Raw genomic sequence first — 25754 nt, forward strand, 5'->3', positions numbered from 1 at the left:
CCGGCTGCGCGGAGATGCTACAGCTTCAGCTGCTTGCGGAATATGCGCCAGCGCGGGGAGATGTCCTCGTAATCGGCCCGCTGCGGCGCAAGCTCTAGCGACTCCTTGCTCCCGAGGCAGAGGAAGCCGCGATGGACGAGGCTCTGGTCGAAGAGGCCGAACACTTGGTTCTGCAGCTGCCGATCGAAATAGATCAATACGTTGCGGCAGATGATCAAGTTCATCTCGCCGAACGTCTGATCGGTAACCAGATTGTGCGGTGAGAAGACGATGTTCGCCTTCAAATCCTCGTTCATCTTGGCCATCTGATATTTCGCGTAATAATAATCCGAGAAGGATGCCTTCCCGCCGCTGCTGTTGTAATTGGCAGTAAACTTCCGCATCGCTTCGATCGGATAGATGCCCTCGGAGGCCGTCTTCAGCGACTCGTGGTTAATATCCGTCGCATAGATCTGCACCCGGTCGTAGAAGCCTTCCTCCTGCAGCAATATCGCCATGGAGTATACCTCCTCGCCTGTCGCGCAGCCGGCGTGCCATATTTTGACGAACGGATACGTCTTCAGCACCGGGATCACCTTCGTTCGCAGCTCGAGGAAGAACGCCGGGTCCCGGAACATCTCGGTCACCGTTACCGAGATGTTGACGAGCATGTCTCGCACGAACGCTTCGTCGTGAAGCACGCGAGGGATCAGATCGGACAATCGCTCAAGACCTGCCTTGGAGCGAATATAATGGAGCCGGCGCAGCATCGACGATCGTGCATATTGACGAAAGTCGAAGCCATGCCCTCTGTACAGCGCCTCCAGCACGAGCTCGGCCTCCAGCTTCTCCTTATCGTGCTCGCTCCTCATGATTCAAACAGCCATACGCGGATCAAGGATAGCAGCTTGTCGGTGTCGACGGGCTTCGTCATATAGTCGTTGGCCCCTCCTTCGATGCATTTCTCGCGATCGCCGCTCATTGCCTTAGCCGTCAGTGCGATGATCGGCAGTCGGCTATATTGCGGCTTGCTCCGAATGAGGCGCATCGCCTCATAGCCGTCCATCACCGGCATCATAATGTCCATAATGACGAGCTCGATGCCGCTCTCGCTCTCCAGCTTCTCGACGGCCAGCTTGCCATTGTCTGCCATCAGCACCTCAAGGCCATGCTGACGCAGCACCTTGGACAGCGCGAACGTGTTGCGCATATCGTCATCGACCAGCAGCACCTTGCGCCCCTTCAGCGACTCGTCGGAATCAAGTGCCATCCGTAGCATCGCCCGCTGCTCCTCCGGCAGCTGCTTCTGTACGCTGTGCAGAAATAGCGATACCTCATCAAGCAGCCGCTCCGGCGAGTTCGCCCCCTTGATCACGATGCTGTCGGTGAATCGGTTCAGCTCCTTGTACTCCGCCTGCGTCAGCTCCTTGCCTGTATTAATGATCATCGGCGGCGGCGAATCCGTAGCCTGGACGAGTCGCTCGAGCAGCTCCTGCCCGGTCATATCCGGCAGCTTCAGATCCAGGATGACGCAGTCATACACCTGCTCCTTCATCCGCTCCAGCCCTTCCATTCCGGTGAAGGCGCTATGAATATCAATCTTCTTATGCTTCAGAAGCTCGTGAATCGCCTTCTGGTTGCTCGCATCGTCCTCGATGACGAGCACCTGCTTGATGCGCTCGTTGAGCACATGCTCAATTTTGTCAAACACGTTGTCCATATCATCCGCCGATATCGGCTTCGACATGAAGCCGACCGCTCCCCGCTTCAATGATGCAGGCCCTGCGTCTTTACCCGAAATAATATGGACCGGAATATGGCGCGTCTGGCTGTCTCGCTTCAGATGATCGAGCACCTTCAGTCCATCCATGTCCGGCAAGCCGAGGTCGAGGAGCACTGCAGTCGGAGTGTAGCGCTTCACAAGCTGAAGCCCACTGAAGCCGTCGCCAGCTGCCACGCACTTGAAGCCCTTGCTGCGCGACAGCTTGACCAGCACCTTCGCGAACGCTGGATCGTCCTCGATGATGAGCAGCGTCTTCTCTTTGCCGGAGAAAGCGTGAAGCTCCTCGCGGTCATCCGGGATGAACGAGCGGATCGCTGCCGCAGGGGCGGCTAGCACTCCCGCCATGCTGCGATCTACAGCAGCGGCCGCCTCAGCCGCACCTGCCTGTGCCTGTGCTTGTGCCGCCGACGAGGAGGTCGTGCTACTGTTCGGCTCCATGAGATGCGCGACTACATCGTTCGCAGCGACTGCGTCCGATGTGCTAAGCTTCTCGCCTTGCACACTCGGCTCGTCAAGCGCAGCCGTCTGCTGCTGCGATGACCGCAGCGGCAAGTACAGCGTGAACGTGCTGCCTTCTCCCTCTCGGCTATGCAGCTGCAGCTCGCCATGGAGCAGCTTCGCCAGCTCCCGCGAGATCGTCAGCCCAAGGCCGGTGCCGCCGTACTTGCGGCTCGTCGATCCATCCGCCTGTTGGAACGCCTCGAATATCGCCTGCTGCTTGTGTGAAGGAATGCCGATACCGGTATCCGTTACTGAGAACGCAGCAGTCTCGCGAGCCGACAGCCCGCTGCACGCAAGCACCGTCCCTGCAGGTGGCCGGCCGATGGAGACCGTAATTTTACCTTGGTGGGTAAACTTGAACGCATTCGACAGCAGATTCTTCAAGATCTGCACCGCCCGCTGCTCGTCGGTGACGATTGAGGCAGGCAGCCCCTCCTCCAGCTTCAGCTCCAGCTCCAGCCCCTTCTCTCTGGCTAGCGGCTGGAACTGGACGTGCAGGCTGCGCAGCATCGCGTCCAGACGAACCTCATCCGGATGAATGTCCAGCTTGCCCGCCTCCACCTTCGACAGATCAAGAATATCGTTGATCAACGTCAGCAGATCAAGTCCTCCGCTATGAATAATGCCCGCCGACTCCACCTGATCCTCAGTCAAATTCCCTTCTGTATTCGCAGCGAGCGACTTCGCGAGTATAAGCAGACTGTTCAGCGGTGTACGGAGCTCATGCGACATGTTCGCGAGAAACTCGGACTTGTACTGGCTTGCAAGCTCCAGCTCCTCCGCCTTCACCTCGAGCTCCCGCTTGGACTGCTGAATGAAATGATTTTGCCGCTCAATATCGGCCTTCTGCAGCTCGAGGTAATTCGTCTTCTCCTCCAGCTCCTCGTTGATCGTCTGCAGCTCCTCGCTCTGGATGCGCATCTTCTCCTCGGACTGCCTCAGCATCTGAGTCTGCTCCTCCAGCTCCTCATTCGCCGTACGCAGCTCCTCCTGCTGCGTCTGCAGCTCCTCGGCGAGCAGCTGCGACTCACGGAGCAGCTCCTCGGTGCGCTGCCTACTGATGATGCTCTGGATGACCGCCCCGAGCGTGCCGGACAGCTGCTCCAGTAGATCGTGCTCCACGTCGGTGAAGGTGCGGAACGAAGCGAGCTCCAGCACAGCAATGGTCCGTTCCTCGAACACGATCGGCAGCACGAGCACCTGCTGCGGCTTGCCTGCGCCGAGTCCCGAGCCGATCTGAATATAGTCATCTGGCACGTGTGTCAGCAGGATCGGCTTGTTCTCGACCGCGCACTGTCCGACCAAGCCTTCTCCGAGCGGAATGCGACCTGACATATGCTTCCGCTCGCGGAACGCGTAGCTCGCCAGCAGCACGAAGCTCACGCTTCGACCCGACGAGCGAAGCGCCGAGGCGCTCTCCTCGCGAATGTAGAAGACGCCTTGACCCGCCTCGACCAGACTGCAAATTTCTTGAATCAGCATACTGCCGAGCTTGCTGAGGTCCTCCATCCCTTGCGTCATGCCCATCAGTCTCGCCAGCTGCGTCTTCAGCCAATATTGGCGGGCGTTCTCAGCCTTCGTCTCCTTGAGCGAGCGCAGCATCTCATTAAGCGCTGCACTTAACCGGTCGCGATCGGAGCGCAGCACGATCGATTGCTCATAATCTCCCTTAGAGATTCGGTCAGCCTGACGAATGACATCGCGGAAGCTTTCCACCATCTGCTGGAATCCCATCGTCAGATCCCCGATTTCATCGCGGGAGCTGACTTGCAGCTCGACCTCTGTCTCGCCTTGCAGCACGAGCCCGGTCGACTTTTGCAGCGCCCGAATCGGAGTAAGCAGCATTCGGGATATGAAGTAGATCAACAGCAACGACGACAGCAGCACGAACAGGTTGAAGCCGAGCACAAGCAGCAGCGACTGTCTGGCGTTCTGCTCAATCTGTTGCATGAGCACGGACAGCCTCGCCGAGAGCGTATCCTCCGTCCGCTTCATCGCCTCGATGCGCTCCGTCGCCGCAGCGAACCACGCTTGAGGATCGACCGTTAGCTGCTCTCCGGGCATAGTTCCGAGCACTTCACCGCGCAGACGATCCACCTCGACAGCTAGCAAGCCTCCCGCCTCGCTGCGATGCAAGGCGATCATTTCCGGCTCTGCATACGAGGTGAACACTGTATAATACGTCTCCTGCTGATTTTTCAGCGCGCCGAGCCGTTCGAAATCAGCCGTCTTATGCGTCCCTGCCAGCAGCAGGTCGTATACATACGTCCGCTCCTGACTGACGGCGATTTTGCTTCTGGAATAGTGCATGAGTGCCGACATCATGTCGGACACCTGCTCATCGTCTCCTCGCTGACTGACACCCTCGAGAGCCTCGAAGAACGAATCGATCGTCTCGAGATACGTCTGCATAACCTCCGGCTTCCCGATCGAGCGGCTGTCAATCTGTCGGCGGTATTCATCCAGCCGCTCGAGCGCCCCCACAGACTTCTCATACACAGCGACAAGCTGACCGTCTAGCTGCTTATTATTCATCGCCTCAAATTGCTTGCGAAACAGCTCAGCGCTTCGAGCCGCTTCCTGACGCTGCTCCCTCATCACCGACAGCTGTGCCGCTGTGCGCTCTCCGTACATGCTCGGGATGAGCCCGCGCTCAATTTGCAGCTCATGGATGACGGCATTCGTGCTGACCGCAAGCTGTGCCAGCTGCTGAAGTCGGCCCATCTCGTTCATGTGGCCTAGCTTTTCGGATACGGCGGAGAAGGAGAAGTAGAATACCCCCAGCATTGGCACCGCAATCATGAGGAGCAGCTTGTAGTTCAGCTTTAGGTTTCGAATCCAATTCATGCTCGCGCCCCTCGCTTCTATAGAATAATGTGGTACGTATGAATAGCGACTTAAGGATGATGCATGTATTTAGAAATTCTCCGATCTTGTCGATTCTCCTGCTTAACGACACCTATCGACAAACTTTACCGCCGAGCATACGCAAAAAAAGCCCGCCTGCACGACAGACGGGCCTCGATCGGAATGATCGAATTATGCGAGCACCTTCTCCACAGCGGCAATCACCCGATCGGGCTGGAGCGGCTTCACGATAAAATCCTTCGCTCCGGCCTTGATCGCCTCGAAGCCGTTAGCCGCCTCACCGATCACCTCGTGACCAGCTTTCGTTAAAATATCTTTAAGCATCATTCTCATGAAGGCCGCATCATCGACAACTAATATTTTGCCCATCGTATTCTCCCCCTGGCCCAATCAATGTTAACTGAAGCTCATAATGTGCTGATATACCTGAGGCAAGAGCGCCTAGCGGTAAACTAACGTTGTCCGTGTGACTTTCGGCAGACGACCGAGACAGGATGTTCGTTCATAATATGCTCCAAAGCTTGAATGCCATCCATCAGAACCAACTCGTTTCCATCGGCTAACATCTGACTTGAAACGCCCAGTTCGCTTCCTCCAAGCACGAAGATCGTACCGCATCGTTGTTAGGAAAGTTTGAGGTGAATCCTGGAAATAAAAGCAAACAGCCTATAATCCCACTAGCATGAGTCTAGTCGAGAAAAGGCTGTTTACGATTTTTTCTATTAGATTCGTTATAAAGGAGGACTACATATTTAATGGATAATTATTATTTTCCAACAATTGTGTAACTATAAATTGAAGGTCTTCTTCCAAAATCCGCTCATCACCAGATTGGTTTGTATTATAACTTGTTGGCGTACTAGATGCTAACTGGCCATAGTAGTATGCGTCAATTGCCAAATCTAATAGTGTGTACTCACCTGATCTATTTACGTCGAAAAATCCTTCAATTAATAACGAATCTTCTCCGCAATCATCCGCAGGCAAATCAAATTCTTTTTGGGTATCTGCGATACGACACTTCTGCGCATCAACCTTCGCCATGCCTTCTGCTTTCGCTTTGAGCTTCAGCTTTAATAATGTCGTTTCTCCTGTAATACCATATTCTTGTCCTTGGCTAGCAACGATAAAGCGAAGCTGTCCGTTTTGATCAACAGGCGTGTTATAGACCTTGTATCCAAGCACCTCTTCGAAGCCTATAAATTCAAACTTGCTATTATCATAGTTAACTGTAAAATCCTCTGCATAAATATTTACAACGTTTCTTAACATTACATTTGCACTTATTTCTTGACCGACCTTCACTTCATCCTCAGCAATAACAATATCAAGTGTTGGATTCCTGGTAAAAGACACAGCAATCTCATTGGAATTTGCACTTTGTCCACCAGCATTTACAGCAGTAATAACATAGTAATAGGTACTCCCTGAAGTAATGTTGTCCACATAAGCATTTGAAGTCACATTGGTTGCTATCGTTGTATATGGACCGCCTTCAGCAACTGAGCGTCTAACATGATAACTTGTAGCATTATTTACTGCTCCCCAAGATAATGAAACCTGCTCACCCATAAGGGTTGCTTTCAAATCAGCAGGTGGAGTAGGCTTTGTAACGGCTACCTCTTCTCCAAATACATCGAAATTATATAGGGTAATTCCAGCACCATAAATGTTATTTAGCATTATTTTCTTAACGTTACTCACTGCAGGGATTGATACTTTACCTGTATCTCCCCCACTGTGAGATGGAGTTGTTGATGACCATAAAATCTGATCCATTGAATCATAGAATACTATTTCGATCTGAGAAGGGGAACGATTGAGTTGATAACTATTAATCGTCGCTACTCCATTGAATTCGTACCAGACCGAATCGGTTTTCGAGTTAGCATTACTTCCTTGTAGTACAAAATTAGAAGATGTGTCCCAAGTACGTAAGTTTCCCGGGGTACTAGATTCACTTGTCATTACCTTACCTTGCATGAGCCCACCAAAATGCGCATTTGCATAAAACGGAAATGCAAGAACGAGACAAAAAAATAATGAAGTGAATAATACTGACAGTCGACTCAAAGAAAATACCACCTTTTCTTTATTTTGTATGTACGTATTGATATTACATAATTCCCCCTTGGACTCAAAGACATATGTTTCCTTTTTAGTTATTTGTATCTATTATATTAATGAAAACATGACAACAGACGACACAAACTTTCTTCATAACTCACAGTAACGACAAATAGGACCTACATGCAGTAGTAGCACCTAGGTCCTGAATAATAGCAATCCCCAATATGGTATATACGTTTTCCACTTCAGAATGTTAATGAAGACTAATAGATTCACTCTCCCACCTGCAGCGCCGCCTTCCCCCGCTCCAGCTCAGGCTCGCGCACCGCTCCGCGGGTCAGCATCTTCCTGCCCGACCAACGAATGACGACAAGCACGCCACGTAAGTATTCATCGGCGATCATCGCCACATAGATGCCCGTCAGTCCCCAGCCCCACTGAATGCCGAGCACATAGGACAGCCCTGTCGCAATGAAGCCCATCGACAGTACGCTGATGATCATGGTGAAGCGGGTGTCGCCAACAGCAACAAGGGAGTTGCCGAACGCCATATTGACCATTTTGCCCGGCTGCAAAATCAGATTGAGCATTAGCAAGGACAAGCACATCGTCACTATGTCAGAGTCTGTTGTGAAGATGGACAAGATCGGCTCGCCGAGCGCATACAGGAGCAGTGCATTCAGCCCGACGATGACCAGCCCGATGCCTGATGCGCGGAACGTGCTACGGTATGCTTCCTCGGTACGTCCTGCTCCGAATAAGTAGGCAATCTGGATCTGAACGGCAAGGGCGATGGAGAAGCCCAGCATGAAGCAGAACGATTCGAGCGTGTTCATGTACGTTCGTGCTGCGAGCTCCTTCGCCCCAAGCATGGCGACGAACGTGTAGATCATCAGCTGTGACAGGAACCAGCTGGACATATTCAGTCCGAGCGGCCAACCGAGACGCAGCACCTCCTTCATTAAGGAGCGATCTGACGAGAGCCAGTCTCGCAGCTCCAGTCTTCGTTCGAATGCCCGGCTCCAGACGAAGTACAGCACGACGACTGCAAGCAATCTACTCGCTACCGTCGATACGGCTGCTCCGGCCAGTCCCATCTCCGGGAAGCCGAGCTCCCCCCCGATCAACGCATAGTTCAAGGCGATATGCACAACGTTCATACTGATCGCGACATACATCGGAGTCTGCGTGTCGCCCGTACTGCGGATCACCGTGCTGAGCGTTGACATAAGAGCGGTCAGCACCATGCCGCCGCCTACGATGGAGATGTAGATTTCCGCGAGCGGCAGCAGACCGCCCTCCAGCTGCAGCAGCTGTGCCAGCTCTGATGCTCCGAAATAGAGAGCAAGGCTAAGAGCAATGCCGATGACGAGCGATGCCTTCACCGTCATGATACCGATGAGCCGCGCATCCTCACCTTGCCTCGCTCCAATCCGCTGCGAGATCAGCACCCCGGCTCCCGCCGCAACAGCTGCGAACAGAATGTTCGCTGCATTGAACATCTGGGTCGCGATACCGACTACCGCCACCGCATCGTCGGATATACGACTTACCATCAGCGTATCCGCCGTTCCAAGCAGCAGATGTAGAAACATCTCAATAAATATGGGCCAAGCTAAAGCCCATAGCGTCATTTTTCTAGCTGTGTCTGACATGCTGCCTCCTCCTCTTACCACTCCGCGACGCTAGCCTGACCGCAGCGTCTATTTACGCCGCGCCGCTTATTTGATATTCCCCATTATAGGAGGAATGACGCCCGGCACATAGCACTTTGACAACTAGAACTATCATAATTTAAACTTGGATCATCTGTGTTTAAGGAGTGAATCCCATGCCGATCCTGCAATTGTCAGTGCCTCAGATGCCCCACTACATTGCAAGCGGTTACTTATTAAGCGAAGTCGGCAGTAAGCACCCGAATCGACGTAACTTCGGCGTATTCGATCTGCTCGCTGTTCGCTCGGGATGCTTATATATAGCTGAAGAAGACCGCAGCTACGAGGTTAGCAGCGGCACGGTCCTCATCCTGAGGCCGGACTGTCACCACTATCCAACAGCAGTCTGCTCAGAGCCAACAGGCTATTACTGGCTGCACTTCCATGCCGGAGGAATATGGAGGGTGAAGGAGGAGAGCAGCTTCGACGAGCACGAGGAGGAGCTTGTAGAGCCGTTCAATGCTACCACTCCACAAACCATACAACTGAACATTCCTCAATTCATGCATCCAGCCAAGCCTGCGAAGCTATACGAGCTGCTGGAGGGAATCCTCACACTAGATGCCCAGTCTCAGCGAACGTCCCGCTTCAAGCAGCAGCTGCTGTTCCTCGCGCTATTGGAGCAGCTGCAGCTTGGCGGTCAGACAGAGGAGGACGCATCTACCACACGCTGCGCGGACCTCGCCGCCTCGTATTTACGCAGTCGCTACCGCGAGGCAATCACGGCTCAGGCGCTTGGGGAGGCGCTCAGCTTCCACCCCGTCTACATCGCCAGATGCATGCAGAAGCGGTTCGGCTGCTCGCCATTCGAATATCTCAACCATTACCGGCTGGAGCAGGCGAAGCTGCTGCTCGTGCAGAGCGACCTGCCCATCACGCGCATCGCAGGCGAGGTCGGCTTCAATCAGCCGTCGTATTTCACCGCCTGCTTCGTGAAGCATACCGGCGTCACCCCTCGCGATTACCGCAGACAGTTCCAATAGCCCAGCGCCCCATACAATCGAATAGGCCCATGCGCATTGGCATGGGCCTATCACAGATCCGGACATGCGGGTCATCGCATCCGGCTCCTCCAAGATGATCCCCTCTGGGGATGTAGTTCATTGTTAATGTCAGAAAGGCTAATGTCAGAAAGGCAGTACCCACCATCATTTTTTGGCTCCGCTTTGCGAATCGTTTCACATTCCATACGTTCCAACATCGACTTGATGTTAACCGCCCAGCTCCGTCGTTTCATAATCGAAGAAGGGATCGCCCTCTCGCTGCATCCATTCGAGCAGCATCGATTTCAAGTTCGCCTTCACCTCATCGTACCGTCCGTCACGAGCCAAATTCGTCACTTCCCTGTCCTCCTGCCCAGCGGCGTACAGCTCCTCCTCGCCGCTCAAGTACAGATTGTACTTGAACTCCTTGTTGACGATCGTACGAATCGGATTGACCCATTTCTGCTTGGAGTGATATTGGATTACGACATATGCTCTGTCTTCTCGGGAAGCATCGAGCAGGCACGGCTTGATCGATCGACCGTCCAGCCCTACGGGGATAGTAACGCCTAACAAATCGCATACGGTCGGGAATATATCGATATTGACGGTAAGCTGGTCCCTCGTTTCCCCTTCCGGCAGCAGGCCGGGACAGCTGATCAGCAGCGGAACCTTGATTAGTTCGTCATACATCATCGGACCCTTGAAGGGACACCGATGCGCCCCCATCAAATCGCCATGGTCGGATGAAAAAATAATGATGGTGCGCTCTGTCTGGCCGGAGCTTTCAAGCGCAGCAAGCAGCTTGCCAAGCTCCTCATCCAGCTCGCGGACTAACCGATAATAGAAAGCGAGGTAATATTTCCACTTATCCTCATCGAACGATGTCAGCAGTTCGCCCTGGTCGTGGTCCAAGTAAATCCGCTGTGCCCGGGGCTTGTCGGCTAGATCGTCGTGGAAGTTAGACGGCAGCACAATAGAATCCGTATCCAGCTCCAGCCCCTCGTTCATCGCATGGATCACATCGTAAATATTATGCGGATTTTCATACGACACGAGGGCGAGCCAAGGCTGCCCCGGCACCCCCTGCTCGATAAAGCCGACCGCATGGCGGGTCGTCCGCTCGTCCTTCTCTTCATTCGGAACATGGCCGGACCATACATCAAAGCCGAATCGGTCGACTGGCGTGCCTAGATGCCATTTACCGAAATATCCGGTTCTGAAGCCTTGGCGCTGCATATGGACACCGACACCGATCAGCTCCTCGCTTAGCGGCACCGTATCCGGACTCCCGATATTGCCGACGACGCCCGTCTTGTGCGGGTGCAGTCCCGTTAGCAGGGAAGAACGAGACGGCGAACACTGCGGAGTGCTGCAATAGCTGTTCGTGAACCTGACTCCCTGCCGGGCCAGCCTATCCATATTGGGGGTGGCGACGGCATTCTGATTGCCGTATATATTCAAAGCGTACATGCTCAACTGATCCGCAAACACATAAAGCAAATTGTATGACATCGGAAACCTCCAGATTCTGTTCCAAAAATTTATCGCAACCAGCAAATCCTCATCTCATCCCTCCAATTCTAGTGTCTTGTCGACTAAGCTGAGTCTAACCTTAGCATCTCGATGCGAAGGACGTAAATATCCGTCTCACCTGCGTATTCGAATTACAGCTCAGCAACCCTTAACCCCCGTTAACACACCATATCCGTATGATTCAAAATATCCCAATTAAGATAGGCGCTGTCGAGCGATTGCCGCAGCTTCCGAAGCCAATGGTGGTATTGGACATTCCCTGTTCATGCAGCGTTGCCTACACATCCGCCCCCCATCCTCACGGACTAAGCACGATGTGTCAGCTATGTACTGCTGCCACCTGCGGCGTACGGGAGTCTTTCACTCCTTAGTCGCTTGCCTTGCCAAGCACACAAGAGGGCTGTCCGAGCGAAGCGCAAGCTTCGACCCGAACAGCCCTCTGAAGTGCATCATCAGATGCCATAAAGTGACGTTCAATCTCTATTGCAGAATGCTTTCAATCTTCGCCAGCGCATCCTGCGGAATAACAACGCCGGACGCCGTGACGTTCTGCTCCAGCTGCGACACCTTCGTCGCACCGATCAGCGCACTCGCGATGCTCTCATGACGCAGCACCCAAGCGATCGCCAGCTGCGAGAGCGACAGGTCAAGCTCTTCTGCCACAGCGATCAGCTGCTCGACCTTCTGCAGATGCGCCTCGTCAAGGTAGTTCACGATCCACTTGTTCGCCTTCGGATCGACCGCGCGGCTGCCCTCCGGCAGCTCCATACCGAGGCGGTATTTACCCGTGAGCACGCCCTGCGCCAGCGGCGAGAAGACGACCTGCGAGATGCCATTGGCTGCGCTAACGGGCACAATCTCCTTCTCAATGTTACGCTGGAACATGCTGTACTGCGGCTGATTGACAACGATGCGGTCCAAGAGGTAATGATTCGCCACGCCGAGTCCTTCCTGAATTTGCGCAGCCGTCCACTCACTTACTCCGACATACAGCACCTTACCCTGACGCACCATGTCGTCGATCGTCCGCAGCGTCTCATCCACTGGCGTCTCGGGATCATAGCGATGGCAGTAAAAAATATCGACGTAATCCGTCTGCAGACGCTTCAAGCTCGCATGCAGCTGCTCGAACACGTGCTTGCGCGACAAGCCGCGGTCGTTCGGACCGTCGCCCATCGGCCAGAACGCCTTCGTCGCGAGCACGTACGAATCACGGCGGTATTCCTTCATGATATCACCCAGCATTACCTCAGCCGCACCGCGCTCATACACATTCGCCGTATCGAAGAAATTAATGCCGAGCTCGAACGCCCGCTTCACCAGCTGCGCGCCCGTATTCTCACCTACGCTGTTCGCATACGTGAGCCAGCTTCCGAGGCTGATTTCACTTACCTTTAACCCTGTACGTCCAAGCCTCCGATATTTCATCGTTCATGCCTCCCCAGCTTCATGCTGTCGCCCGCAGGCGCAGCCGTTCCTATATGCCACATACCCAACAATAATTACACCAAGTCGCAAGCCTCCGCAGGCATCCAGTGCGCGTCACGGCCTTCCCACTTCACGTTGCAGCCGATCGGGTTCGTCAGCGGCACCGAGATCGGCTGTCCGTTCACCAGCTCCGTCAAGGCGTTATCCAGATCATTCACCGTCATCTTGCTCGAGTCACGCGGCGTATCAATACCCCGTCCGGTATATACAAGCTTACGACTCTCATCGAATATGTAAAAATGCGGCGTCCGCAGCGCACCATACGCAAATGCCACGTCCTGTGATTCATCATGCAGGTACACCCAAGGGTAGTTATGCTCTTGCATGTGCGTAACCATATGCTCGAACGAATCCTCCGGCTTCGTGTTGACGCTGTTCGAGTTGATGCCTACGAACTGCACGCCGTGCGCCTTGAACTTGTCCGCCGTCTTGCGCGTCTCTTCATTCGAGCCGATCACATACGGGCAATGATTGCACGTGAAGAAGATGACGAGCGCCTTTGCATCGCTGAAGTCGTTCAAGGAATACGTCTTACCGTCTATCGCCGGCAAGGAGAAGGCTGGAGGCGTATCCCCCAGTGTTAGTGTACGGAATGTATCTGCCATGCTCATCATCGCTCCTTTTTGATATCGATATAATTAGAGTTGGTTATCTCCTGTGCTCTGGAAAAACTCGATCGTCTCGCCGTTCAGCCCCTTGACGAACGCAATGCGTACCGGTGTCGGCGGCGCGTCGCCAAGCACGACATCCTTCGGCTCTACCGTCACGACAGCACCGGCTGCAACAGCCGCCTGCACCGCTCCGTCGACATCCGTCGTCCGGAACGCAACGTGGAAGTACGAGCCGTCAGGCAGTTGCTCACCCTTGCCACCCGCGAACACCTCCATGTAGTTGCCGTCCCCGGTATCGAGCAGGACGATGCGCTTCTCCCCTTCGCCCCAGCCGTGTCTCACCTTGAAGCCGAGCCCTTCTGTATAGAACTGAACGGTCGCCTCAAAGTCATTCGCCCGAAGCGCAACATGGTGAAAGCCACAGCCAGCTATTTTCGAATTGGTACTCATGCAGCCGCCTCCTTTTCCATCATTTGAATCGTTTTCATTACCCGAGGACTAGTATACCCTATATTCGAGCTTCCGAAAATAAGTTACATGAACGTAACTAAGTATAGCTGGAGTAACAGAAGACCGATGGGAGTGAGCTGACCTCCACGAAGACGAGGTCCAAATCACGCAAATAGACGCCCTCTTAATAAGAGGGCGTCTATCCTATTCGGTCCTGAGTCGGGACCGCTTATATTGCTCAGGCGTCATCCCGACCTGCTTCTTGAACACACGGCTGAAGTGGGCCAGATGCTTGAAGCCGACCTTGAAGCACACGTCGGTGACCGACACCTTGGGCTCCAGCACGAATTCAATCCGCGCCTGATTAATGCGACGCTGATACACGTAGTCGAAGATCGTTACGCCCGTGACCTCCTTGAACAGTCTGGAGGCGTAGTACTTGCTCATATGCAGCTCCTGCTGCAGCTGATCGAGGTGCAGGTCTTCGGTGTAGTGCCCTTCGATGTACGTAATAAGCTGCTGCACCGTTCGCTCCTTCTCCGAGGACTGCTCGCCCCTGTGCTCGAGCGGCTGCCTGCACCGCTCGTAGATGAAGCAGAGCAGCTCCGCAAACACAAGCTGGCAGCGATACGCTCCAAGCACGTCGCCGCTGCGCCGCAGGTCGTCCATCCGCTGGAGCAGAGCCTCCGCTTCTGCACGCTGCTCGCCGCCGAGGCGTAGACGATAGTTGCCCAGCTCTGTGAACGGCTGCAGCAGCGGCACCGAGGGCTGAATCGACAGCAGCGGCTGGAGCCCCCCAGGCTCAAAATGAATGATCGAACGAATATATTCGACGGCCGGATCGATCTTGGCACAATGCAGCGTCATGCCGTTCATGAGCAGCAGATCACCCGGCGCAAGCACGTAGATCCGGTCGCCGATCAAGTACGTACAGCTCCCGCTATGGAAGTAATACACCTCATAGTTGACATGAGTATGGAAATTCGTCTTCAAGGGTGCGCTATACCGATATTGGAAATCAAATATGGGATGAGTGTACAATGCGCACATGGCAGCCTCCCGATACGTTGGTAGCTCGATCCCAGCATACCATGTACATCGTCAGTTCGGCAATTTAGAGCAGGCCACCGATATAAGAAGCCCACTGCTTCAGCATGTCGCGCGTGCCTCGCTCCTTACTGAAATCCTCAATACCGAGCCAACCGTCGTAGCCGACCGCCTTCAAGTCCTCGAGCAGCTGCGGCCAAGATACCATTCCTTGCTTCATCGGCACCCAAGCCGCATTCCAGATCGCCGCGCCTTTCTCATCGGTCCCGGACTGTGTCCAGCTTCCGTTCTTCATGTGTACATGCGCTAGATACGGCCCAAGCAGCTCCAGCCCCATCTTGTAATTCTCATAGCCCTCGCGCACCATATTGCCCGGATCGCACAAGACGCCGATCCAGTCCGGGTTACAGCTGTCGACAAGTCTGCGCGCAGCGCTGGCACTCGGAGCAATCGTCATATGATGCGTCTCTACGAGCCCCTTCACACCATATTGTCTGCACAGCACCTCCGCCTCGGCCAAATACCGGCGTTGCTCCTCATACAGCTCGCCGAACGGACGACTGCGATCGTACCCAGCGACGCCAAGACGAATCATACCCGCTCCAATCTGTCTTGCGGTGGCCAATACCCGCTCCGTTCCTTCCAGATCACCGCACTTCAAGTAGGGTGTCACGGATACTGAGATGAGCCCGTGACCGTCCGCGGCCCGCTTGAAGCGCTCACATACGTCCGGTCCGCCCTGCTCAGGGATGGAGCATCGGTTGTTGCGCCAGAACGATGGCTCCTCCTCGAGCGCATCCGCTGGTACATCCTTGTAGCGCCACTCGATGCCCTCGACACCAGCCTCCCTAGCCGCTGCACCCAGCTCCTCCGGTGTCAAGTCAGGTGTTACTACAGTAAATACGGACAATCTCATAATCGTCATCCCTCCTCTTACAGCTTCAGAATGCTTGCAGCAGCTTCCTGCGGAATCCAGATCGCCTGCTCCTGAGCAAGCAGACAGAGCTCCGCTGCCTTGAACGCGTGCTGATGCGTCATTGCCGTCTCCGTGCCGTTCAAACAATCGAGAATGAGCTTGCCGAAGAACGGATAGCCCACCTTGCCGCTCACCTCGAGGTGATGCTCCTTCTCACCGTCGACCAGATACAGATGATCGCCGGACGACGAACGGCCGACATCAATATATTTGCGCAGCTCGATATAGCCCTTCGTCCCGAGAATGATCGTCCGTCCATCTCCCCATGTGCCTAGACCGTCAGGCGTGAGCCAGTCGACGCGGAAGTATCCAGCCGCACCGTTCTCACCTAGAAGCGACGCATCACCGAAGTCCTCCAGCTCTGGATACTCGGCATTGTTGAAGTTACCGACCTTGCTATGCAGCACACTGGCATTCGCATTACCTGAGTAATACAGGAACTGCTCAATTTGATGGCTACCGATGTCGCACAGTATCCCCCCATATTGCTCCTTCCGGAAAAACCAGTCCGGTCGGCTCGGCGCGTTCAGCCGATGCGGTCCGAGCCCAAGCACCTGCACGACGCGGCCAATTGCCCCCTGCTCAATAAGCTGGCCCGCGTATACCGCACTCTCAACGTGAAGCCGCTCGCTGTAATACACCATATATTTGCAGCCCGTCTCCTGCACCGCCGCCTTCGCGTCTGCAAGCTGTGCTAACGTCGTGAACGGCGCTTTGTCGGTGAAATAATGTTTCCCGTGCTTCATCACCTTCACGCCGAGCGGCCCACGCTCACTCGTAATCGCGGCCGCTGCGACCAGCTTCACCTCGGCATCCTGCAGTACCTCCTGCTCGGAGGATGCCGCCTGCACCTGCGGATACGTCTTGCGGAACTGCTCCACCTTCGCTGGATCGGGATCGTACACCCACTTCAGCGTTGCTCCCGCTTCAAGCAGACCGTTGCACATGCCATATATATGTCCATGCTCGAGCGCCATCGCGGCGAATACGAATTCACCAGCCGCGACAACCGGACTCGGCTTGCCCTGCGGCGCATAGTTCATACCATCATGCTTCCCCACTGGATCCCCTCCTCAGCTTCTTCATGATCGCTACGTTAATGCGTGCCTTGTGCATCAAGTGTCTTGCTATCGTCCTTGTTCTTAACGGATGACGATGACTTGATCTTCTCCTGCAGCTTGGCGTAGAACAGCTCCTCATCGATTGGAAGATCGACCCAGCTGTCCGTCCATGTTGACAACAGCATCGCATTGGACAGCATCAAGCCATTAATGCCTTCTTCCCCAGGTGCGATCAGCTTCTCGCCTGTCAAGATCGCGTTCACCCAATTCCGAATAATGCCGACATGCCTCGGGTTGTCGCCCTGAACAGGAATATCGATCTTCCAGCATTCCGGCTGTCCGAAGCCGCCCGTATACGTCCGATTGAATTCGCCCTCAGACTCGCGCAGACGCCAGAACGTCAGCTTGCCATCCTCGATGACGACCTTGCCGCGGTCACCGGCGACCTCGAAGCGATTCGTGCCCGGCGTCTCACACGCAGACGTCACGAATACGCCCGTTGCGCCGTTCTCATACTCAACGTAGGCAGTTACTTCATTCTCAACCTCGATGCTTCTGCGCTTGCCGAACTGACAGAACGCCCGCACGCGAGTAGGCATCATGCCGACCGTCCACTGCCACAGATCGAGCTGATGCGGGTCCTGATTAATGAGCACACCGCCGCCCTCTCCGGCCCATGTAGCACGCCAGCCGCCCGAATCGTAGTAGCTCTGTGAACGATACCAGTCCGTAATAATCCAGTTCGTGCGCTGCACCTCGCCAAGCTCCCCAGAATCCACCAGCTCCTTGAGCTTGGCATAGATCGGATTCGTGCGCTGATTATACATAATAGCGAATACGTTGTTCGAGGCCGCCGCCGCTTCATTCATCAGACGCACCTGCTTCGTGTATACACCAGCCGGCTTCTCCACCAGTACATGAAGCCCATGACGGAAGGCAGCAATCGCTTGCTCCGGATGCGCGTAGTGAGGCGTCGTGATGAGTACGCCATCAACCGTCCCGGACTGCAGCAGCTCCTCATACGAGCTGAAGCGCGCTACGTCTTCCCCAAGCTCCTGCTGCGCCCAAGCCAGACGCTCCTCCCGCATATCGCACACCGCAGCCAGAACGCCGCCTGGCACGCTGCCGCCTGCCAAGCTTTTTACATGCAATGTTCCCATATTTCCAAGTCCGATGACCCCAATACGCACCTTATCCAGCGGAATCCTCTCCTCATCCTGAAGTTGACAGTCCTTACTAGCAAGCCTTGTAAGCGATTTATTCCTATTCATCGTAGCACGAATAGAGGCAGAAGCACTTCACTACCGTTGTTCAATTGTGCCTGCTGATTTAACTCTGGTTGCTGTATGACGTACAATACGAACCACTTTCACAACTATTCATTCCCCATCATTCATAAAAAAAACAATCGCTGAGAATGCTATAGAAGGCTTTCGGAGGGATCTCGGATTCTTCTTGAAGACTATACTCAATATACAAAGGAGCGATTGAACATGTATAACCAACAATTCCAGAACAACCTGAACACGTCCTCCTACAACAACACGCTGCCGTACCAGCGCACTCAAGTGCAAGCACAAAGCGCATTCCAGCCGACAGGCTATGTGCAATCGTTCTACAACACGAGCCAGCAGCAGCAATTCGGCGCATACCCGTCCAGCCAGAGCTACCACATGCCGAACTACCGCGGCAACGAGCTCGGCCACGACTCCTCGCTTCGCGAGAACTATTTCACGCCGACACAGCAGCAGGGCGCAATGGCTAGCCAGCCGGACTTCACAAGCGCACGCTACGGCATCCGCGGTAACGAGCAGGCGTTCCAGAACGTCAACAACACAGCTTCTCAATACGGCTTCAACAACCCGCTGAGCAGCACGACGTCCTACAACACGAACACATCGTACGGTCAAGGTCTGTCTTCCTATAATGCGAACACGGCATACAACCAGAACATCAACCAGAGCTACAACCAAGGCATCTCCAGCTACACGCCGAGCACTGCATACGGCCAAAGCTCCTACAGCCAGCCGGTATCCGCAGATTCCTACCATATGGCGAACTACCGCGGCAACCAGCTTGGTCATGACGCTTCCATCCGTGAGAACTACTTCACGCCAGCACAGCAAGGTGCTATGACCAGCCAGCCGGACTACACGAGCCCGCGCTACGGCATCCGCGGTAACGAGCAAGCGTACCAAAGCATCAATAACACAGCGCCGCAATTCGGCTTTGGCCCAAGCCCATACAACAGCATCTCCTCCAGCCAAAACCTGTACCGTTAATCAAGCGTCTCCTGCACCCGCCCGAGGCTTAGGCCTTCGGCGGGTTGTTTGTTTGTGCTCGATTTGCACTTTATTTTGAAGGACTGCTACAATTGAATAGAACGAGAGCCGGACCGATGAAGCAGCTGCGATCACACGCGTCCGATCCGAAGGAGGATATATAAGAATGAGTACGGTATATGAATACATAGTCAAGGACATTCACGGAAATGACCTCAGCCTCCGTGCATACGAAGGCCGCGTGCTGCTCTTCGTCAATGTGGCCAGCAAGTGCGGCTTCACCGCGCAATACGCGGGACTCGAGAAGCTGTATCAGGATTACAAGGAACAGGGGCTAGTCATCATCGGCGTTCCATGCAACCAGTTCGGCGGTCAGGAGCCGGGCACGGAGGAGGAGATCTCGTCGTTCTGCAGCACGAATTACGGTGTGACCTTCCCTCTGCTCAGTAAAATGGATGTACGCGGCGAGGAGAAGCATCCACTCTACGTCTATTTGACCGAAAATGCGCCGCTGCCTCCATCGGATGACGCGAAGGGAATCGAGGTCAGATGGAACTTCACGAAGTTTCTCGTCGACCGCAGCGGCCGCGTCTTGAAGCGGTTCGAATCCGGGGTCGAGCCGCGGGAGCTTGCATCCGATATTGAAGCGTTGCTTACGACGTAGTCATGGATCATTCGTTGACGGATCATTCCGTGCAAGAGACGCACATTCGTTTAGTTCGAATATTAATAGTTTAAGTTGCATTCATGATAGTCTGTAGAAGCTTACTCCGAGTATGATGAAGGTTGGAATATTCATATGATCTGGTCCGCTGACCGACGGAGGGGAACCTGTTGACTTCAACGATCCAAGCTTATACAGACATGTATCAAGGCGAGCAGGCAGTATGGCTGAAGGCTGGCCGCTATGAGGCGGTCGTGCTGCCGGACATCGGCGCTAACCTCATCGCCTTCCGCGACTGCGAGAGCGGCTATCGCTTCTTGCGGGAGCCTCGTGAGCACGAGATGGATAGCTTCAAGGCGATGCCTTACGTGCACGGCATTCCGGTGTTATTCCCACCGAACCGGTTTGAGGACGGCAAGTTCCGCTGGAACGGAGCTTGCTACCAGTTCCCGGTGAACGAGCCCGAGCGCGGCAACCATCTGCACGGCTTCGTACATAACATTCCTTGGAAGGTAGAGGAATATGGCACGACCGATACGACAAGCTATGTATCTCTGTTGCTAGAGGTGGATGACACCCACCCGCTGTACCACTATTTCCCCCATACGTTCACGTTCCGACTTCGCTACACCTTGAGCAGCGATGGCCTGCAGCAGCATACGTTCATTCGCAATACCGGCTCGCAATCGATGCCTTGTCTGCTTGCCTACCATACGACGGTGAACACGCCGTTCGTCCCTGGTAGCACGGCTAGCGACTATAAGCTGAAGATGACGATCGGCAGCCGCCGTGAGATGAACGAGCGCATGCTGCCGACTGGCGCCTTCCAGCCGCTCAAGCCGGAGGAGGAAGCGATGAAGACGGTGGGCGTTAACCCGTTCTTCGAGGCGATGGACAACCATTATACAGCGGCTCCGCAGAACGGCCGCAACCGGATGGAGTTGACTGACACACGCACCGGCGACAAGCTCGTCTACGATGTCGGCACCAGCTACAAGCATTGGATGATCTGGAACAACGATGCAACCGAGGGCTTCTTCTGCCCGGAGCCGCAGATGAATCTCGTGAATGCTCCTAATATGGACATTCCCGCGGAGGAGAGCGGCCTGATCGCTCTGGAGTCGGGAGAGATTTGGGAAGTTTCGGCCCGTCTGTACTGCCTACATGCGAAGTAGTATGCTCCCTCGGAGCAACGCCCTGCTGGAAGCGGCTTTATGCGGCTAACGGCAGGGCTTTTTCAGCGTGAATGCGTAGATTGCTCCGACCGGACAGCTGCTGATCACTTACAGGAACAGGAACATAAGTCACTTGCTGAAAAAAAATTTAAACATTTTAGGGAAGTCAGCAGGAGAAGTGTCACTTTTTGTCGAACTAATCCATACATACGATGTGGCTATATAGCCCCAAATAAAATGAATTATGGAAGGTGTATAATCGTGGAAAAGTCAACTGTACTCGGACTTTGTCTCGGGCTCATCGCCGTTATTGTCGGGATGTTCCTGAAGGGAGCCAGTCCCATCGCCCTGCTGAACTCGGCAGCACTCATGATCATCTTCGTCGGAACGGCGGCATCGCTGTTCATCGGCTTCTCAATGGAGGAGATGAAGCTGTTCCCGAAGCTGATGAAGATCGTCTTCACGGAGCAGAAGATGATTCCGAAGATGGAGCTTATCAACATGTTCACGGAGTGGGTGTCCATTACACGCCGCGAAGGCTTGCTCGCGATGGAGAGCAAGGTCGAGGAGATCTCCGACCCGTTCCTGCGCAACGGCATGCGGATGATTATTGACGGCAACGATCAGGATTTCGTCCATGATGTGCTCATGGAGGACATTCATGCGATGCAGGAGCGCCACCGCTCCGGCGCACAGATTTTCACCCAAGCTGGTACATACGCTCCGACACTCGGGGTGCTCGGGGCCGTGATCGGTCTGATCGCGGCACTCAGTAACTTGAACAACGTGGAAGAGCTCGGACACTTGATCTCCGCGGCGTTCGTCGCGACGCTTCTCGGTATTTTTTGCGGCTACGTGCTCTGGCACCCGATTGCGAACAAGCTGAAGCAGAAGTCGAAGAAGGAGGTCGAGATTCGGCTTATGATGGTCGAAGGTCTGCTCTCAATTCAGTCCGGCATCTCGTCCACAGCAGTCCAGCAGAAGCTGATGGTCTTCATCCCAACCTCCCAGCGCGACAAGACGGACGCGAAGGCGGGGAAGGCCGATGAGTAAGAAGAAGCACAGCGAGCATCATGAGGAGCACGTCGATGAGACGTGGCTCATCCCTTACGCCGACCTGCTGACGTTGCTGCTGGCGCTGTTCATCATCTTGTTCGCCGCCAGCCAGACCGATCAGAAGAAGTATGAGACGATTATGAAAGGGCTGAACTCCGCCTTCACCGGCGGTACAGGCAACTTCTTGCCGTCCAGCATCGTGCCGATTACGAATGATCCGAATGTAGAGTCTAAGAAGTTCGACAATCCTACAAGTGCGACGCCAACTGAGCTGGTTGGACAGTCCGGTCAGAGCGAGGCCGAGCAGCAGATGTTCCAGAAGGAGCAGGCGGACATGGAGAATCTGAAGCAGAAGCTGGATCAGTACATCGCGGAGAACAATCTGAACACGCAGCTCGAGACACAGCTCACCCATGATTTGCTGATGATTACGATTCGCGATAACGCACTATTCGCCTCCGGCGATGCGGCTGTGAAGCCCGAAGCGAAGCTGCTGGCCGTTGCGATCTCCGATATGCTCTCTCAATATCCGAACTACCGGATTGAGGTCGCGGGCCATACGGACAACGTGCCGATCAACAGCGCCGCGTTCGAGACGAACTGGGATTTGAGCGCGAAGCGAGCGTTGAATTTTATGAAAATATTGCTTCAGAACGCCCAGATCGGCCCCGAGCGCTTCCGCTCTATCGGCTACGGCGAGTACCATCCGATCGACACCAACGACACCGCCGAGGGCCGGTCCAAAAACCGCCGCGTCGAGGTCAGCATTCTGCGCAGCATCAAGGCGCCGGATATGGTGGACGCTCCGAAGTAAATCGTTCGTTATCACGTACAAACATTCGAAAGCCGCTATCATTCCCCACCGGGTTGATAGCGGCTTTATGGTGTTGGTTAAGCCCGTCTTATTCTATTCGAGCTTCGAGCTGGACGGAGATTATATGTATGATGATATGCGGAGCCCTGCTCGATACTTGATTCCCCGATAGCACTAAGATAGCTACATTGTTGTCTAGTTACCACTTCGGCTGTGTGCGCGGCTTTAACCGAAAAAATCTGTAGTAAAATGGCTGGCGCTTCTTGTGGATCAGAATGGTCTTCGCATCCTCGAGAACTTGGTTCAGACGATGCTGATCACCGTGATGATATTTAAGTTCACTGTACAGATTGGATTCCATAAGACTTCCTCCCCATTATGAAAGTAGTTATTAATACTTATTTTTATGTCTATATAGTAACATATTCCTACGCTTTTGTGTCGAGTATCAATAATATTTTAATATAATTTGACGAATGAAGTCTATTTATTCGATCCCACCCGACTCTTGTCAGATGTATACTCCACCTCTAGACCTACTTACGGACCAAAAAAAAGATGCCCCCGCCAGCCAAGCGGAAGCACCCTTCGAGCTACAATATAACTAACAACTCCAGCCTACCTAATTCCCGCCTCTGCAAAAACGCGGTCGAAACCCGCTTTCGTCCGAGCCAACAGCTCGCGGGGAGAGCTAGCAGGTGCGGTCTTGAGCAGCACCTCCTGCGCAATCGGGCCGTTGTAGCCGATCCGCTTAAGTCCCCGCAAGTAATCGGCCAAGTCGACAACGCCCTCCCCCGTATACAGCCGCTCATTGTCGCGGACCGCCTCAACAGGTACGTCAGGCGCATCGTTAATGTGGACATGCACGATGTGCTCCGCACTCAGCTTATCGAGGTCCTGCCCCGTCAACCCTGTCGTATAGGCGTGATACGTATCGAACAGCAGTCCGACATGACGCTCCCCGATCGCCTCGATCCAGTCTAGCGTCTCGTCCATCGTCCATATGAACGGATTCGCCCACTGCGTCCGCAGATGATGCGGTCCGACGAATTCGAGTCCGAGCCGTATGCCATACGACGATAGTATAACTGCGCATTGCCGAAGCCTTCTCGTCGCCACCGCCATGAAATGTGCTGCCTTCTCATCCGTCGACGGCAGCACATACGTGCAGCAGCGCGTAAGCCCGAGCTTCGCAGCTCCAGCGGCTGCGGCGGCCAGCTGCGGCAGCCCTTCGCGGAACGCCTCCTCGGAGCGCCGCCATTCGACTGGCAGACCGAATGCGCCGCTCATCAGCCCGAGGCGCTCCATCGCTTCCCGAAGCTCCAGGACGCGATGCGGGTCGGCAAGCGCCCCCGCGTCCAGATCAACCGACTCGAAGCCATATTCGGCAGCAAGCTCCATCCATTGTATATCCGTTCCGACATCTCCAAGCCCTGCTCGTGTCAAGCCTCTCCACATATCCGCTTCACTCCCTTATATAGCCATAGTGCCACCATACTTAACGACTTGCAGCGGCTACAGTCGAGCTACCAACGCTCCTCCAGACGTACCTCACGCCCCGTACGAGACGACTCGTAGATCGCATCGAGCACGAGATTGTTCGTGAAGCCTGTCAGCGCCGACGTCAACGGCTCCTTCCCGTCACGAATGCATTCGAGGAAGTGACGGCTCATGCGAAGACGCTCGCCCTCGTCCTCCTGAGGCTTGCGCACGACCGTCTCCAGCGGCTGATCGAACTTCTCGGTCAGCAGCTTACCTTCACCACCGCGATACGAGGCGCCGCCCTCGGTACCCATCAGATGGATGAACGGCGTATTGTCCGTATCCATATGCACCGCCCAGCTCACATCGAGAGTCAGCGTGCTGCCATCCTCCATCTTGATCATCGCCGACGCTAAGTCCTCCACATCGTAGACGCCTGACCAGTCCGGCTTGCCCCACGTGCCGATGCCACGACGCTTCGGCCCAAACTCGGCGTACGTTGCTCCGTACACGCTAACCGGCTTCGGACTACCCATGAGATGAAGCGCCAGATCGAGCATATGTACACCAATATCGATGAGCGGCCCGCCCCCAGACTGATCCATCCGGGTGAACCAGGTGCCCCAGCCCGGAATCCCCTTGCGCCTGAACCACCCCGTCTTCGCCGTGTAGATGCGCCCGAGCTCTCCTCGCTTCATCTGCTCGTGAATCGCCATCGGAACCGCCTCCCATCGCATCTGATGAGCTACCATCAGCGTACGCTCCGACCTGCGGCTCGCCTCCAGAATGAGACGTGCCGACTCGCTGTTCAGCCCCATCGGCTTCTCTAGCAGCACATGCTTACCCGCCTCCAGCGCCTGGATCGCCAGCGGTGCGTGGTATTGATTCGGAACCGCAACGATGACAGCGTCTACATTCGCACTACCAATGAGCTCCTCTGGCGTTCCCGCGACGTGCGGGATGCTGAACTCGGCAGCCCTCTTCTCCGCAAGGGGAAGACTGGCATCTGTAATCGTCGTAATCTCGCACCAATCCGGCAGCTTCTGGAATTCCCTCACATGGACGCCTCCGATATTCCCCGCACCAATAACACCAATTTTGACCAGCTTCTGATTGTTCATAAGGATCAGCCTCCATAGATTCAAGACGTACTAGCTGTTCTCATGATAAAATGAAATCGTTCTCTATTCATGCATCCCGCTTCGATAAATGT

22 protein-coding genes are annotated in these 25754 nt (G+C 54.6%); 6 read left to right on the forward strand and 16 right to left on the reverse strand.

All coding sequences use genetic code 11. The features are described from left to right. Window positions 1–17: 17 nt before the first annotated feature. The 5 genes from PAE68_RS15440 to PAE68_RS15460 form a co-directional block, all read right to left on the reverse strand. Window positions 18–851, reverse strand: a complete 834-nt coding sequence (locus PAE68_RS15440) for a CheR family methyltransferase (protein ID WP_281888369.1) — start codon at window positions 849–851, stop codon at window positions 18–20. Then, window positions 848–5110 carry a response regulator gene (locus PAE68_RS15445; RefSeq protein ID WP_281888371.1) on the reverse strand — a complete coding sequence of 1421 codons (4263 nt, stop codon included), beginning with the start codon at window positions 5108–5110 and terminating at the stop codon, window positions 848–850. The genes PAE68_RS15440 and PAE68_RS15445 overlap by 4 nt, the downstream gene beginning before the upstream one ends. 192 nt (window positions 5111–5302) lie before the next feature. Then, window positions 5303–5500: a response regulator gene (locus PAE68_RS15450; RefSeq protein ID WP_281888372.1), complete on the reverse strand. Its 198-nt coding sequence runs from the start codon at window positions 5498–5500 to the stop codon at window positions 5303–5305. A 375-nt stretch (window positions 5501–5875) separates the two neighbouring features. Further along, window positions 5876–7204 (reverse strand): cohesin domain-containing protein, encoded by a 1329-nt coding sequence (locus tag PAE68_RS15455; RefSeq protein WP_281888374.1) that lies wholly within the window; start codon window positions 7202–7204, stop codon window positions 5876–5878. Between the two features lie 269 nt (window positions 7205–7473). Next, window positions 7474–8856, reverse strand: coding sequence for an MATE family efflux transporter (locus PAE68_RS15460; protein WP_281888375.1), 1383 nt, complete (start codon window positions 8854–8856; stop codon window positions 7474–7476). Between the two features lie 176 nt (window positions 8857–9032). Between PAE68_RS15460 and PAE68_RS15465 the strand changes: the two genes are divergently transcribed. Further along, window positions 9033–9899, forward strand: a complete 867-nt coding sequence (locus tag PAE68_RS15465; RefSeq protein ID WP_281888377.1) for a helix-turn-helix domain-containing protein — start codon at window positions 9033–9035, stop codon at window positions 9897–9899. A gap of 228 nt (window positions 9900–10127) precedes the next feature. On the opposite strand, the gene PAE68_RS15470 is transcribed toward PAE68_RS15465, so the two are convergent. From PAE68_RS15470 to PAE68_RS15505, 8 genes are all read right to left on the reverse strand, one after another. After that, window positions 10128–11414, reverse strand: a complete 1287-nt coding sequence (locus PAE68_RS15470; protein ID WP_281888379.1) for a sulfatase family protein — start codon at window positions 11412–11414, stop codon at window positions 10128–10130. A 501-nt stretch (window positions 11415–11915) separates the two neighbouring features. Then, window positions 11916–12863 carry an aldo/keto reductase family protein gene (locus PAE68_RS15475; protein ID WP_281888382.1) on the reverse strand — a complete coding sequence of 316 codons (948 nt, stop codon included), beginning with the start codon at window positions 12861–12863 and terminating at the stop codon, window positions 11916–11918. Window positions 12864–12937: 74 nt separating this feature from the next. After that, window positions 12938–13528: a thioredoxin family protein gene (locus PAE68_RS15480; protein WP_397378869.1), complete on the reverse strand. Its 591-nt coding sequence runs from the start codon at window positions 13526–13528 to the stop codon at window positions 12938–12940. A 33-nt stretch (window positions 13529–13561) separates the two neighbouring features. Then, window positions 13562–13984: a VOC family protein gene (locus PAE68_RS15485; protein WP_281888386.1), complete on the reverse strand. Its 423-nt coding sequence runs from the start codon at window positions 13982–13984 to the stop codon at window positions 13562–13564. A gap of 204 nt (window positions 13985–14188) precedes the next feature. After that, entirely contained in the window at window positions 14189–15034 is an 846-nt protein-coding gene (locus PAE68_RS15490; protein WP_281888388.1) for an AraC family transcriptional regulator, read from the reverse strand. Window positions 15035–15098: 64 nt separating this feature from the next. Then, window positions 15099–15947, reverse strand: a complete 849-nt coding sequence (locus PAE68_RS15495; protein ID WP_281888390.1) for a sugar phosphate isomerase/epimerase family protein — start codon at window positions 15945–15947, stop codon at window positions 15099–15101. A 17-nt stretch (window positions 15948–15964) separates the two neighbouring features. Next, complete coding sequence (locus PAE68_RS15500; RefSeq protein ID WP_281888392.1) at window positions 15965–17068, reverse strand: Gfo/Idh/MocA family protein; 1104 nt, start codon at window positions 17066–17068, stop codon at window positions 15965–15967. Between the two features lie 35 nt (window positions 17069–17103). Further along, window positions 17104–18267, reverse strand: a complete 1164-nt coding sequence (locus tag PAE68_RS15505) for a Gfo/Idh/MocA family protein (protein WP_281891098.1) — start codon at window positions 18265–18267, stop codon at window positions 17104–17106. A 294-nt stretch (window positions 18268–18561) separates the two neighbouring features. Between PAE68_RS15505 and PAE68_RS15510 the strand changes: the two genes are divergently transcribed. The 5 genes from PAE68_RS15510 to PAE68_RS15530 all read left to right on the forward strand — a co-directional run bounded on the left by PAE68_RS15510 (window position 18562) and on the right by PAE68_RS15530 (window position 23059). After that, window positions 18562–19350 (forward strand): hypothetical protein, encoded by a 789-nt coding sequence (locus PAE68_RS15510; RefSeq protein WP_281888394.1) that lies wholly within the window; start codon window positions 18562–18564, stop codon window positions 19348–19350. Between the two features lie 166 nt (window positions 19351–19516). Next, on the forward strand, window positions 19517–20014 hold the full coding sequence (locus tag PAE68_RS15515; protein WP_281888395.1) for a glutathione peroxidase: 498 nt from the start codon (window positions 19517–19519) through the stop codon (window positions 20012–20014). Between the two features lie 200 nt (window positions 20015–20214). Further along, the gene (locus tag PAE68_RS15520) at window positions 20215–21189 is read left to right on the forward strand and encodes an aldose 1-epimerase (RefSeq protein WP_281891100.1); all 975 of its coding nucleotides are present in this window, start codon (window positions 20215–20217) and stop codon (window positions 21187–21189) included. A 261-nt stretch (window positions 21190–21450) separates the two neighbouring features. Next, window positions 21451–22242, forward strand: a complete 792-nt coding sequence (motA, locus tag PAE68_RS15525) for a flagellar motor stator protein MotA (protein ID WP_281888397.1) — start codon at window positions 21451–21453, stop codon at window positions 22240–22242. Next, window positions 22235–23059 carry a flagellar motor protein MotB gene (locus PAE68_RS15530; RefSeq protein WP_281888399.1) on the forward strand — a complete coding sequence of 275 codons (825 nt, stop codon included), beginning with the start codon at window positions 22235–22237 and terminating at the stop codon, window positions 23057–23059. The genes motA and PAE68_RS15530 overlap by 8 nt, the downstream gene beginning before the upstream one ends. A 199-nt stretch (window positions 23060–23258) precedes the next feature. Here PAE68_RS15530 and PAE68_RS15535 read toward each other — a convergent pair whose 3' ends face one another. The 3 genes from PAE68_RS15535 to PAE68_RS15545 form a co-directional block, all read right to left on the reverse strand. Continuing rightward, entirely contained in the window at window positions 23259–23420 is a 162-nt protein-coding gene (locus PAE68_RS15535; RefSeq protein WP_281888401.1) for a hypothetical protein, read from the reverse strand. Between the two features lie 257 nt (window positions 23421–23677). After that, the gene (locus PAE68_RS15540; RefSeq protein ID WP_281888403.1) at window positions 23678–24517 is read right to left on the reverse strand and encodes a sugar phosphate isomerase/epimerase family protein; all 840 of its coding nucleotides are present in this window, start codon (window positions 24515–24517) and stop codon (window positions 23678–23680) included. A gap of 68 nt (window positions 24518–24585) precedes the next feature. Continuing rightward, complete coding sequence (locus PAE68_RS15545) at window positions 24586–25662, reverse strand: Gfo/Idh/MocA family protein (protein WP_281888404.1); 1077 nt, start codon at window positions 25660–25662, stop codon at window positions 24586–24588. Window positions 25663–25754 lie beyond the last annotated feature (92 nt).

Origin of the sequence: Paenibacillus sp. YYML68 (assembly GCF_027923405.1) — a bacterium.
In the GTDB taxonomy this organism is placed as follows: Bacteria; Bacillota; Bacilli; order Paenibacillales; family NBRC-103111; genus Paenibacillus_G.